Source organism: Methanobrevibacter sp. TLL-48-HuF1, from assembly GCF_023617305.1.
GTDB classification, from domain to species: Archaea; Methanobacteriota; Methanobacteria; order Methanobacteriales; family Methanobacteriaceae; genus Methanocatella; species Methanocatella intestini.
The window spans coordinates 131,561-146,409 of the sequence record NZ_CP081485.1 but is presented as its reverse complement, the minus strand read 5'-3'; the positions used below and the strand labels follow the sequence as shown (position 1 = coordinate 146,409).

At 29.2% G+C, this 14,849-nt stretch carries 5 protein-coding genes; all 5 read left to right on the top strand.

Annotated features, from left to right (window positions below; all coding sequences use genetic code 11):
- Positions 1 to 6 precede the first annotated feature (6 nt).
- Positions 7 to 564 carry an RNA 2',3'-cyclic phosphodiesterase gene (thpR, locus tag K4897_RS00695; protein ID WP_250416219.1) on the top strand — a complete coding sequence of 186 codons (558 nt, stop codon included), beginning with the start codon at positions 7 to 9 and terminating at the stop codon, positions 562 to 564.
- A 4-nt stretch (positions 565 to 568) separates the two neighbouring features.
- Positions 569 to 1,939, top strand: a complete 1,371-nt coding sequence (gene cca / locus K4897_RS00690) for a CCA tRNA nucleotidyltransferase (RefSeq protein WP_250416217.1) — start codon at positions 569 to 571, stop codon at positions 1,937 to 1,939.
- A 191-nt stretch (positions 1,940 to 2,130) separates the two neighbouring features.
- Positions 2,131 to 2,721, top strand: a complete 591-nt coding sequence (locus tag K4897_RS00685) for a hypothetical protein (RefSeq protein ID WP_250416215.1) — start codon at positions 2,131 to 2,133, stop codon at positions 2,719 to 2,721.
- Entirely contained in the window at positions 2,685 to 6,971 is a 4,287-nt protein-coding gene (locus K4897_RS00680) for an Ig-like domain-containing protein (protein ID WP_250416213.1), read from the top strand. The genes K4897_RS00685 and K4897_RS00680 overlap by 37 nt, the downstream gene beginning before the upstream one ends.
- Before the next feature lie 200 nt (positions 6,972 to 7,171).
- Positions 7,172 to 14,779 carry an Ig-like domain repeat protein gene (locus K4897_RS00675; RefSeq protein ID WP_250416211.1) on the top strand — a complete coding sequence of 2,536 codons (7,608 nt, stop codon included), beginning with the start codon at positions 7,172 to 7,174 and terminating at the stop codon, positions 14,777 to 14,779.
- Positions 14,780 to 14,849: the final 70 nt, after the last annotated feature.

Here is a 14,849-nt window from a genome sequence, read left to right as displayed (position 1 = left end):
GGTTTAATGTCTCAGATCAGGTCTTTTTTAGCTATTGGTTTAGATGATGATTTTAAACCTAAAATAAATAAAATCATAAAAGAATTTAAAAAAATTGATGCAAACATTAAATTTGTTGATTTAAATAATTTGCATTTTACTTTAAAATTCTTTGGAGATATAGATACAGAAGGTATAGATTTAATTTCTGACAGGATTGAAAAGGTAGTTAATGATTTTGAGCCTTTTAATATTAAAATAACTGGCTGCGGTGCTTTTCCTAATAACAATCATATAAAAGTTATCTGGATTGGAGTTGAAAGTGATGAACTTTTAGTCCAGTTGCATGATAAATTAGATAAAGAATTTGCAGCTATTGGTTTTGATAAGGATAAAAAATTCTCAACACATCTTACTATTGGTCGTATGAAATCAGCTAAAGGAAAGAATCAGGTTAAGGATGTTATTGAAGAGTTTGAAAATGTTGAAATTGGAGAAATGAATGTTTCAGATATTGCTTTTAAGAAAAGTACTTTAAAACCTTCCGGCCCAGTTTATGAAAATTTAAAAACTTACGATTTGTGATTTAATGGATTATAAACATATTTTAAATGAAATTAAACCTTCAAAAGAGGAAAGTAGGGAAATTCTTAAGACTTCAGATAAATTAATCACTTATTTAAATGAAGTTTGTAAAGATGAAGGAATCAATGCCCGTGCTTCACTTGTAGGTTCTGTAGCTAAAAAAACTTATTTAAGTGGAAAATCAGACATTGATATTTTTATTTCCTTTCCTTTAGATGTAGATGTTTTACAGCTTAAGGAAACAGGTTTATATTTAGGATATAAATGCAGTGATTATTTTAATGGAAAAGCTAGTGAACATTATGCATCTCATCCATATGTAACTAGTCAGATTAATGGTTTTGAAGTGGATTTTGTTCCATGTTATGAAATTGAAGACGGAAGTCAGCTGAAATCTGCAGTTGACAGGACAATTTTACATACCAAATATATTAAATCTCATTTAAAACACAATCAAAACGAGGAAGTTCTTCTTTTAAAAAGATTTATGGACATGACTGGAACATACGGCTCTGAATTTAAAGTAGGTGGCTTTGCAGGTTATCTGTGTGAACTGCTGATTTTAAAATATGAAACCTTTGAAAACACTTTAAAAGAAGCTTCAAAATGGAGATATGGTCATACTATTGATTTGGAAGGTTATAATACTGCAGATTTGTTTAATGACCCGTTAATTGTAATAGATCCAACTGACATGAATCGTAATGTTGGGGCTGCATTAAGATTAGATAAAATGGCTGAATTTATCCAGTCTGCAAGAAATTATTTGGCCAGCAATAATAAAAAAGACTATTTTTTCCCGGTAGCTAATAAATTCACTAAGGATGAAATTTTAGATGAATTCCAAAAAAGAGGCAGTGATGTAATAGCTGTTAAATTTAATATTCCTGACATTCCTTTAGATACCCTTCATCCTCAGCTTAGAAAAACAACTGAGTCTTTAGCTGAGAAATTAAATGATGAAGATTTTTCTGTTTACCAATCTGATTACTGGAGTGATGAGGAAAATACAGCAGTTTTATTTTTTGAAATGAGTGTGTCCAGGTTAAACAATACAAAAATCCATTATGGTCCAAAGGTTTTTGTTAAAAAAGGCTCACAAAACTTTATAAATAAACATGGAATTGAAAACTGCTATATTTTAAATGATTTTGTAGTTTCTAAAATCCCTAGGGAATTTATAACAGCTTCTGATTTTATTAATTATGTTTTAACTTATGAGAATATTTCTTTAATAAAAGTAGGTAAAAATCTTTTAGATAATATAATTGATAGCTATGAACTGCTTTCATTAGATGAGCTGGACTTAAATAATGAAAGTTTCGTGACTTTTTTAGATGATTTTTTAAATCCCAACAAATATTTATTCAGATAACTTTTTTTTGTTTACTTTTTTATTATTTATTTAACTGTTTCAGCTATTTTAATTCTGTTTTTATAACAATATTAAAAAGGAAATGATTATATAATTTACAAAACATAAATTTAACCGTTATGAATTTAATTCATTTCAATCAATAATCTTTATTATTATGAAGGTTATTTATTAATATTGGGAGATGAAAAATGTTAGATAAGTTAAATAAACATATATTTTTATTATTAATTGCATCTCTTGTTTTAATTTTAATTCCTGCATCTTTTGCAGAGGATTTAAACGATACTCAAGTAATTGCCAATAGCAATGAAGATGTTCAGGTAATTACAGATGCTGATTTAGATAATAATATATATGTTTCAACTGAAGGTGATGATGATAATGGTAACGGATCCCAATCCAATCCATATGTATCTGTCTCAAAGGCTGTTGAAAAATATAATTCTTCAGTAAATTCAAATATTTTCATTAAAAATGGAAATTATTCATTTACTGATACTGTAATTTTAAACAAAACAATTAATATCACTGGTGAATCTTCAACTGGTGTTATTTTAAATGGAAATCATCAGAATTATCTTTTTAAAGTTAATAATAAAGCAACTGTATATTTAAGTAATTTAACTTTGATGAATGGTAATTCTACTGATAAAAGTAGTTCATACTCTGATTATCCTGCAGGAGCAATTTATTTGTCTTATGCTAATGCTCTTAATGTAGATAACTGCAGATTTATAGATAATTGTCTTATTATTCTTCTTTTACTGAAACTGTTGTAACAATTATAAATTCTATTTTTGAAAATAACAAAGGAACTTTATGGGGAAAACCAGGTCATGGTGGTGCTATTTATTTCTTTGGTCCGGGTATTTTAAATGTAGCAAATACTACTTTTAAAAATAATTTTGTTAATTCAAGTTTTGGTAATGGTGGAGCTGTTTATCTTGCTGGAAACAGTAAATTAGCTATTTTTGATAATTGTAAATTTATTAACAATTCAGGAGGTAGCGGTGGAGCTATTGGAGCTTATTGTGCTGGCGATATTATTGTTACAAATTCTATTTTTGAAAATAACACTGCATCAGATAACAAAGGAAGCTGTATTTACGATAACCAAGTAAATCCAAAATATTTAACTTTAAGTGTAGGAAATAACATTTATATTAATAACTCTCCGGCAAACAACACTATTCATACTGAAGGTAAAGTTAATTTTGTTGATTTAGACGGTACTACCAGAATAAATGCAGATAATATTGATATGGATTATGGTGATGATAAAAACTTTACAGTTACTTTAACTGACAGTGAAGGTAATCCTTTAGCTGCTCAACAAATTATTATAACTTTAACTGATTATTACAAAAATGTAACTACTTTTATGGTTAAAACCAATAGTCAGGGTCAAGCTATTTTATCACTTAAAAACCAACATCCTGGAAGATATTCTGTTGTTTCAAAATTTGAAGGAAGTGGAAAATACACTGCAATCGATATAACAAATTCTATTAAAATCATGTCTAAAGAAGACATGTCTCTTATTTTAGATAAAACTCATGTTGTAATGTCTGAAGGTGACTCTGTTATTATAACCGGTTATATGGTTGATTATTACTGGGAACCTTCCAATGCATTTGATGGCAGTGAATTCTATGTAATTTGGAAAACACACACTGGATCTACTCATTCTATACGTGGTGGAATGTTTGTAGAAGATGGTAAAATTGTATTTGATTTGTCTGATTGTCATTTAAGCAGTCAGGATGAATTATATTATGTAACATTTGTAGTAACAACTGATGACTACGGAGATTTCAATGCTACTGTAGAAGTGGATATGTCTAAAATCATGCCGCCTGTACCTGAAGATATTGATGTTATCTATGTTGCTAAAAACGGTAGTGATGTAACAGGTACCGGTAGAGAATCTAATCCATTAGCTACTGTTCAGATGGCATTATATGTTAATGGTCAGTTAGGTGGTAATAAAACCATTTTTGTAAAAGAAGGAATTTATGATATTTCCATTTACACTCTTTATGATAATGTAACAGTTATCGGACAATATAATAAAACTGTATTTAGACAAACTATGGGTAAAATGGGTATGTTCATGATTGATCAAGGAACCAGAGCTAATTTTACCAATATTACATTTATTAATGGATACACAACACCTAATCCTTATTCCTTACTTACAATAAGATATAATTCTGTAGTTAATATTGATAACTGTATCTTCAGGAATAATACTTGTCTTAGTGGTGGAGCTATAGCAGTATCTCAGGGAGCTATTGCAAATATTAATAATTCAATATTTGAAAATAACAAAGCTATTCTGATAACTTCTGAAGGTGGAGCAATATGGGTATATGAAGCTACTTTAAATGTTTATAATTCATTATTCTACAATAATACTGCATGTGACGGAGGAGCAATATACTTTGGCCATGGTTCTCTTTCCCGTATTGTAAATACAACCTTTGACAACAATACTGCATATAAAACCACTCTTACTATAGGTGGTGGGGGAGCTATTTATGCAACTTCTCAGGTAGATATTACAATAGACAATTCTACATTTGTAAATAATTACGCTGACTTAAATGCAGGTGCAATTTTCCTTGATGGCTCAAATATGACCATTACCAAATCATACTTTGAAAATAATATGGTTAAAAATGATGGTACTGCAAAAGCTACAGATATTGGTTCTGATCAGACATATCCTGTTTTTTTAAATGTAACTTACAGTGTATTCATCCCTAAAAATTCATATCTTTATCAAATTTCATTATCCGGATATGCTGATGAATATTATGTAGATATTGACGGTAATTATTGGGGAAGTAACTCAAAAGGAAGGTCTAATGAACCTATCCATAATTGGGTAATTATCCAGGCTAGCACTGATGATTCCCTTATTGAAGTTGGAGATAATGCTGTGATAACTGTTGAATTTAAAGGTAAATCTCAGGAGGGTATTTTTGATTTAAATGGAAGTGTACATGACTTTAATGTTGATTTAACTCCTAGTTTAAATAATGTAAATCCTGCAGCTGTAACTATTGTTGATAATGTAGCTAAAACTAATTATACAGCTGCTAAAGAGGGATTAGAAAAAATAAACTTTACTGATGTCAATAATAAAGTAGTTTATGTTTATTCCTTTGATGTAGAAAAACACATTGACAGGACCAATTCCACTTTAACTGCTGATAATCTTGTAATGTATTATTTAGATGGTTCTAAATTCATAGCTAAATTAGTAGATGTTAACGGTACTCCAATAGCTGATGCAACTGTTAAATTCATAATTAATGGTGTAACTTATGAAAGGATTACTGATGCAAACGGTACTGCCAGCTTAAACATAAAACTGCTGGACGGTTTGTATAATATAACTTCTGTATTTGAAGGAAACAGATATTCTTACGGATCTTCTGTTAATAACACTATTTCAGTTAAACCGGTAGCTACTTCAATGACTGTATCTGCATCTGACATTTTTGTTGGTGATGAAGCAGTTATTACAGCAAAATTAAATGTAACTGAAGGTATTGTATTATTTAATGTAAATGGAGCTACCCAGTATGTAAATGTAACTGATGGTATAGCTACTTTAAGATTAAATAATTTAGCTAACGGTGTATATAATGTAACTGCAAAATATGATAAATTCAAAGGATATTTAGGATGTGAAAATGTCACTTCATTTACTGTAAATAAAGTAAGTAACTATAAATTTAATGCTAGTGTAAATGATGTTAAAATAGGTGAGGATGTAACTGTTAATGTAGAATTACCTGTCGATGCAACTGGTGATGTTGTAGCTATTGTAAATGATAAAAATTACACAGCTAAAGCAGTTGATGGTAGTGCTAATATAACTATTTCCGGATTAAGTACTGGTAATTATAATATTGCTATAACTTATAATGGTGACGGTAAATACACTAAAAATACTATTAATAAAACTGTAAATGTTAATAAAAATAATGTTAATTTCATTGTTGCAGATTTGGAAAAATATATGGGAGGCAGTGAAAAATTAGAAGCTATCTTACTTGATGTTAATGGCAAGGCTATTGTTAATGGAACAGTTATATTTACTATTAATGGTAAAGACTATGTTAAATATACTAATGAGAATGGTAGTGCATTTATGAATATTGGTTTAAAAACAGGTATCTATAATGTATCTGTTAAGTTCAACGGAACCAAAGATTATAATTCTGCTGCTGTTAATGCTACTGTAACTGTCAAATCAACTGTTATTGGTCATGATATTGTTAAAATGTTTAGAAATGGAACTCAATATTCTGCACTATTTTTAGATGGCAACGGTAATGCTTTAGTAAACACTACTGTTAAGTTTAACATTAATGGTGTTTTCTATACTAAATCTACCAATGATAAAGGTATAGCTACTTTAAACATCCAACTGCTTCCTAAAGAATATATCATAACCAACTATAACCTTGTTACCGGTGAGGAAAACTCAAATAAAGTAACTGTCAAATCGTTACTTGTAGATAACCATAATCTGGTTAAATATTACTTAAATGAATCCAGCTATACTCTTAAAGTAATTGGTAAAGACGGTAAAGTAGCAGCTGGTCAGGAAGTAACCTTCAACATCAACGGAGTATTCTATCAAAGAGTATCTAATGATGATGGAGTTGTCAGTTTAGGTATTAAGTTACGTCCGTGTACCTACATTGTAACTGCTGAATATGAAGGCTGCTGGGTATCTAACAACATTACAGTATTGCCAACTTTAATTACTAAAGATCTTGACATGAAATACTTAGACGGTAGCAATTTCACTGCACAAACATTAGACGGTCAAGGCAAAGCATTAGCTAAGCAGAACATATCATTTAATGTAAATGGTGTATTCTACCATAAAACAACAGATGAAAACGGTATAGCTAACTTGAATATACGTTTAAATCCAGGTAAATATATCATTACTTCTATCTGGAATGAATACCAGGTTGGAAACAATATTACAATTAAATCTTAAGAAGTTTTATTCTAAACTTCTTAATTTCTTTTTTTTAAAAATTTTATCACTATAATTTAAAGTCAATTAGAAATTATTATTAGCAAATAAAACATAATTAATTAATGTTAAAGTATTTTTTACTTTATTAACTAATTAATTGAAAAGTGATAAAATTGAACAAATCAAAGGGGATTTTTATACTGGTTCTGTTAATATTAATGATTTTTAGTATTAACATGGTAAGTGCAATAGAATTTGAGGAGAGTGATAATTCGACTACTTATCAATTAAGTAGTATTGATTCTTCTCCGGAAATTACTGCTGGTGATACTGATTCTAGTTTGGAATCACCAACTTCAGGAACTGTTTATGTTTCTAAAACTGGTAGTGATTCAAATGACGGTTCAACAAAAGACAAAGCATTAGCTAGTTTGCCTTATGCTTTAAATGTTGTTCCAAATGGTGGAAATATTATAATGCTTGATGGAGCATATTCATATAGTTCTATTTCTATTCCTTCTTCTAAAATTGTTACAATTGAAGGTGAAGGAAATGTTAATTTAACAGGTTTAAGCTCATATTCTACATTCATTACAAATGAAGGGGAATTAACTCTTAAAAATATCAATATTGTAAATTGTAAAGGAGATATGATTGATAGTGCAGCTTTTAACAATAAAAACAAATTAAATGTAATAAATTCTACTTTTATTAATAATAAATTAGTATTTTATAATAATGGAGATTTATTGATTGATAATTCCAGTTTCTTCAATAGTTTAGGTTGTGTTGTTAATGCTGATGAAGATTCTAGAACAACAACTGTTACAAATTCCAAATTTATCAATGGTAAATATGGTAATTCTATTTTGTCATTTTCTAGAAATAAGTTCCCTACACTAATTGAAAACTGTACTTTTGAAAATTTTTATTCTACTGCTAATACTGGTGGAATTATTGGAGTAAGTACTATTGGAGCAGATTTTAGAATTAACAACTGCAGTTTTATTAACAATACTTTAGATGCAAAAGGAATGTTTACACCAACATCTGATAAATACGGTGTAGTTATACGTGTTGGTATTACAACAGATGTATTATTTAACATTACAAATTGTGTTTTTGCAAATAATAAAGGTATTAATGGAGCAATTGGTGTTATTCAGCAAGTTAACTCTTATATTAATGTAACTCATTCTGTTTTTGTAAATAATACAGATTACTATGGAAATACTATTGTAAATGGCGGTTCAAGAGGAACAAGCCTTTATGATTATAACTGGTGGGGAAGTGATAATCCTGATTTTACTACATTAGTTAAAGATACAAAAAATCCAGTTAATAAATGGGCTATTTTAGATATGGATTATACTCCTTCAACTAATATAAAACCTGGAAACACAATTACAGTTGCAGCTGGTTTAACCAAATATACTGATGTTGACGGAAATATACATATATTAAATGATAAACTTCCAGATTATGGAAATGTTACTTTTGAATTCCAGGATGGAACTAAAAAAGTGGTACCTATTGAAAATGGACTGGCTAAAATAGATTATGTAGTTAAAAGTGGAGAAAACATTGTCTGGGCAACATTGAATAATCAAAAAACAAATATTACAATTGTAACTAAAGATTTAGATACTATTTATGTATCTCCAGATGGTGATGACTCTAATGAAGGATCTAAATTAAGTCCGGTTAAAACAATAGCTAAAGCAATTGAACTTGCAAATACTGGTAAAATAGTTCTTCTTCAGGGAAACTATGTTGAAAACAATGTTATTGTAAATAAAAATGTAAATATAACTGGTGAAGGAAATGTTGTTGTTGACGGTAATGCTTCAGGAGTAGTTTTCACTATTAATTCCGGAAATACAGTTTATTTAAAAAATTTAAATGTTAAAAATGCAGTTAATGCTAAAGATGGTGGGGCTATTTACAATAATGGAGCTAATCTTTATTTGGATTCTGTTAATTTATATGAAAATATAGCAGGAAATGGTGGAGCTATTTACAATACTAACAAAGGAACTATTGTAATTACTAATTCTAAATTACATAATAACAATAACACAGCTAAATTCGGATGGAATAAAGGAGGATCAGCTATTTACAATACTGCTTCATCAAAAGTAACTATTGAAAATTGTGAAATTTACTCAAATAATGCTCTTAGTGACGGAACAATTCAGTCATATAATTCTGATTTAATAATCAAAAATTCAAAATTCTTCAATAACACTGCTAAATGGGGAGGAGCATTTTATGGTGAAAATGCAAATATAATTGTAGATAACTGTAACTTCTACAATAATACTGCTAATAATGCAGTTATTTATGCAAGAACATCCACTGTAAACATTACCAACTCTTTCATTCGTTTTAACAAAGCAATTAATTATCCAAGTGCAATTCAGAATTATGGAAGTAAAATTACAATTGATAACACTACAATAGCTAATAATACTGGTACTAAAGCAGCTATTATAAATCAGGATTTATCCAGTGTTAGTACTAGTTTAATTATAATCAATTCAAGAATTTATAATAATACTAATGGTGCAGTTTATAATGATAAATATTCAGATAATTCAAACATTACATTAGATATAAATAACTGTGCTATTTTTAATAATGGAGACAATCCTGTTATTCAGCATGGAACTAAATCTAGCGGTATTTATATAACTGCAAATACTAACTGGTGGGGTTCTAATAAAAATCCTGCAGATATTGCCGGCGATGGAGTTAATATTGATAACTGGATTATTTTACAGGTAACTTATGATGACAGGGGAATTCCTGTTCTTTACGACCAATTTGACATTGAAGCTAATTTAAATTACTATGTTACAAAAGACGGTAAAAATGGAACTGTTTTAAATAATCATATATTTGATGGTTTAGTTGTTAATTTTGATACAACAACCGGTTATTTAACTAAAAATAAAGCAATTATTTCTAATGGAATGGCTGTTTCAAAATACAGTGTTTTAACTCAAACAGCAAATATTATTGTTGTTAAATTTGATAATCAGACAATTACTATAGATTTAAATGCAAATTATTATAATGGAACAACTTATGTTTCTACCGATGGTAAAGATACAAATGACGGATCTATAGATTCTCCTGTAGCTTCTCTTGAAAAGGCATTGTCTATTAATAAAAATGGTAATATTATAATTCTTAATGGAACTTATATTGTCAGAAATGTAAAAATCGATGGAAATTACAATATTGCTGGTGAAGGCAGTGTAACCCTTAGCGGTGCAGATGTTGAGCGTGTTTTATATATTCTTGAAGGAAAAGTAATAATTAAAAATATTAACTTTACAAATGGAAGAACTTTAAGTGAAAGCGGAGCTTTAATTGGAAATGCTGGTGACTTAACATTAATCAATACTACATTATCCAATTCAAAGTCAAGTAAGAATGGAGGAGCTATTTATAATGCAGGTAATTTAACAGTAATTAATGCTACAATAGCTAATAACAAAGCAACAATTGGTGGAGCTATATTTATTGATAAATTCAATGATTACAATTACAATATCAAATTCCAAAATGTTGTATTTAAAGATAATGAAGCTTCAGGTGAGAATAATCATGCAGGTGGAGCTATTTATGCTCAAGCTGTTGGAGGGCAAATATTAATCGATAACTGTTCATTTATTTCAAATTCAGTTTCTAAAAACTTTGCTGGTGGAGCTATTCATGCCCTTCAGCTTATTGATGGAATAAAAATTACAAATTCCAAATTCATCAATAACACTGCAAATTCACCTGAAAATTATGGTGGGGGAGCAATTTGTTTTATTGGTGGAAACACTGAAAGAATGGGCAAATTAGATATTTCTGATTCAGTATTTGAAGACAATAAAGATAATGTAGCTGGAGCAATCTATATCAGAGGTTCAACTTTAGATATATCATACTCTGCTTTAATCAATAATGGAAACACAGCTATATACAAAGGAGTTAGCAGCTATGTCATTACCAAAATAACAGCAGATAATAATTGGTGGGGAACTAATAACAATCCGTCTGCATTTGTCAATGGTGAAATTGTTTCAAAATGGATTGTAATGACATTTACTAATGATACTCCCCTTACTCAAGGAAATAAAGTTTTATTAACTGTAGCTTTAGATACTTTAAATGACGGATCCAAATTAGATAAAGCATTAGAATTTGCACGTCCTGTAACAATTGTAACACCTACAGAAACATTCAGTAATCAGTATAATGTTGAGTACACAATCCCTGAAAAAGTAACTATTATTTCAGCTACTATAGATAATCAATCTATTTACTTATATTCAGCTAAAACAAACACAACACTTAATATAAATGATACTACTGTTAATTTAGGTAGAAATATAAATTTAACTGCTGTCATAAAAGATGCAATTGGAAATAATATTCCTATGGGTGCTGTTGAGTTTTATATTAATGATAAACTGGTAGGTAGTGCTGATGTTAAAAATGGTGTAGCTACTTTAGTTCTATCAAATAATTATGCAGAAGGCAGTTATAATATAGTTGCAAAATATGGAGATGTTAATGGTGTTTATAATCAGAGTATGGATAAAGCAGTCCTTAAAGTCATTTCAACTTCTTTAATTGTAACAAATTCAACATTTTTCAACTTCTTTGATAATGATGGTATGCTTAAAGAAAGTATTGATGCAAATGAATTAATATTTTCAGGTTTATTTAGTGGCCTTGGAGTAAATACAATTACTATTGACAGAGCTATTAAGCTTAAAGGCACTAATTCAACTACTTTAGATAATATCTTTTTAGAGTTAATCGGTAATGGCATATCTGTTGATAACTTTACAATAAATATAAATAAACAGAATTATGGTATTTATATAACAAATGTAGATAAGGTTATTGTTAAAAATTCATTAATTAATTTTAATGATGTTGGTACATCTGATGCAATGGCTATTTATGCAAATGGAGTAAGTAATTTACAGTTAGTTAATAACACAATCATATATTCTGGTCAAAGTAAAGGCAAAACTCTTAATCATCCAGTTCATATTGATGATTGTAAAGGTGCTGTAATTGAAAATAACACTATCAATGCTAAAATGCCTTCTCTTGCAATTGATTACGATAAAATTACTTATGCAGCTATAACTTACAGTGCAGCAGTCTTTATAGACAATAGTGATAATGTTAAAGTCATAAATAATAGAGTTACAAATGCATATACTACTTTCGGCGGAATGTTTGATACTATTGAAGGAATTTTAATAAGAGCTTCTAAAAATCCTGTTGTTAAATTAAATATAATTGATGTAACAGGACATAATTATACCTATGCTTTAAAATTTGTCAGTGTAATGGACAGTGATTATAATGTTGTCGGATGTTTAAACATAAATGTTGCAGACAATATCATCACTTCAAAATGTGATTATTACTATGCAAATGCTATTGAAGTAGATGGCCCTATCACAGGTAAATTATTTAATAATTCTGTTAGTGTTGAAGCTTTAGATGTTGTTTATGGAATATATTCACAAGCAATAAATGGGGCGGTTAATGTTGATTATATAAACAATACAATATTAGCTAATGCTCATACAGCTTATGCTATGGAGCTTATGGGAAATGATGAAAAGGTCACTGGAAATACAATAATCTCAAAAGGTAATATTACAATGGGTATAATGTCTTCTTCTAAAAATCTTAAAGTATTTAATAATACAATTAAATCTTTAGGAAGTGGAATTGGACCTATTACTGGTGGTGATGTTCTTGGAGGAGCAAATACTGGAATTATAATTACTGGAGATAAAAACAGTGTAAAATACTCTAAATTAGAAGCTTATAACAATACAATAATTGCTAATGGTGATTATACAGTAATGATTGATAAACGCAATACTCAGGTAAATACAGTTACAGGCAATTATTTGGTATCTGGCAAATTCCTTGGAGATAAATCTGTTAATGCTTCACAATTAAATAAAGTTTATAATAACACTCCTGATGCATTCCCAACAGTAATTGTAGTTAAAGATGATGAATTATTTATAAATGAGAATTATACAATCTCATTAACTGATATTCATGGAAAAGAATTGTCTGGAATGAATATTATAATTAAATGTGGAGATAAAGTTTGGAAGGAAGTTACTGATGAATTTGGTAATGTTTCAATACCAATAGCTAGTTTAGGTGTTGGAACTCATTTGATTGAAGTAGTCTTTGAAGGTAGCGGATATTATGCTCCGTCAAAAACACTAAACAATTTAACAGTTAACAAATTCCCGTCTGTTATAAATTTAACTTCTGAAGATGTTTATGTTGGATCTGATGTAACTATTAAAGCGGAAGTTACTGATGGTGTAACTGGAGAAATAATATTTATTGTTAATAATAAGGAATATCCTGTTTTAATAAAAGACAATAAAGCTATTTTATCTATAGCTAATTTAAGTAGTGGAACATATGATGTTATAGCTAAATATGCTGGTAATGATTTATATGGTTCTGCATCAGCTAATACAACTTTTAAAATAAATAAATATTCATCTGATATTAAAGCTGATACAAATGTTAGTGGCAATGATTTAAGTGTAAGTATTGTTTTACCTGAAGATGCTACTGGAAATGTAATTGTTAGTGTAGATGGTAAAAAAGAAAGTGTTGCTGTAAACAATGGTAGTGCTAAAGTGGTTATTAATAATTTAACTAGTGGAAATCATAGTGTTGAAATTAATTATAGTGGTGATGATAAATATGCTTCTGCTACTTTGATTAGAAACATAACAGTAATTCCTGTAGAATTTAAGTTAAGTATTAATGAACTTATTAAATTCCATGGAGGAACAGACAAGCTTATAGCTACTTTAATTGATGGTCAAGGAAATCCAATTATTAACGCATCAATTGTTTTTACTGTCAATGGTGTGAATTATACTAAATACACTAATAAGAGTGGTGTTGCTTCAATGGGCATTAATTTAAAAGCCGGAGTTTATAATGCATCAGCTACTTACAATAGCACAACAGTTAGCTCAACAGTAACAATTAAATCTACTGTTATTGGCTATGATATTGTTAAAATGTTTAGAAATGCAACTCAGTATTCTGCACTATTCTTAGACAGCAACGGTAATGCTTTAGTAAACACTACTGTTAAGTTTAACATTAACGGTGTTTTCTATACTAAATCTACCAATAATAAAGGTATAGCTACTTTAAACATCCAACTGATTCCTAAGGAATACATTATAACCAATTATAATCTTGTTACCGGTGAGGAAAACTCAAATAAAGTAACTGTCAAATCATTACTTGTTGATAACTCTGATTTGATTAAATACTACTTAAATGAATCCAGCTATACTCTTAAAGTAATTGGTAAAGACGGTAAAGTAGCAGCTGGTCAGGAAGTAACCTTCAACATCAACGGAGTATTTTACCACAGAGTATCTAATGATGATGGAATTGTCAGTTTAGGTATTAAGTTACGTCCGGGCACCTACATCGTAACAGCTGAATACGAAGGCTGCTGGGTATCTAACAACATTACAGTATTGCCAACTTTAATTACCAAAGATCTTGACATGAAATACTTAGACGGCAGCAACTTCACTGCACAAACATTAGACGGTCAAGGCAAGCCATTATCTAAGCAGAACATATCATTTAACGTAAACGGTGTATTCTACCATAAAACAACTGATGAAAACGGTATAGCTAACTTGAATATACGCTTAAACCCAGGTAAATATATCATTACTTCTATCTGGAACGAATACCAAGTTGGAAACAATATTACAATTGCTTAAAAAAGAAGATTTTAAATTCTTCTTTACTTTTTTTTCTTTTTAAGGGTGTCCGCCAAAATTGAATTTTGGC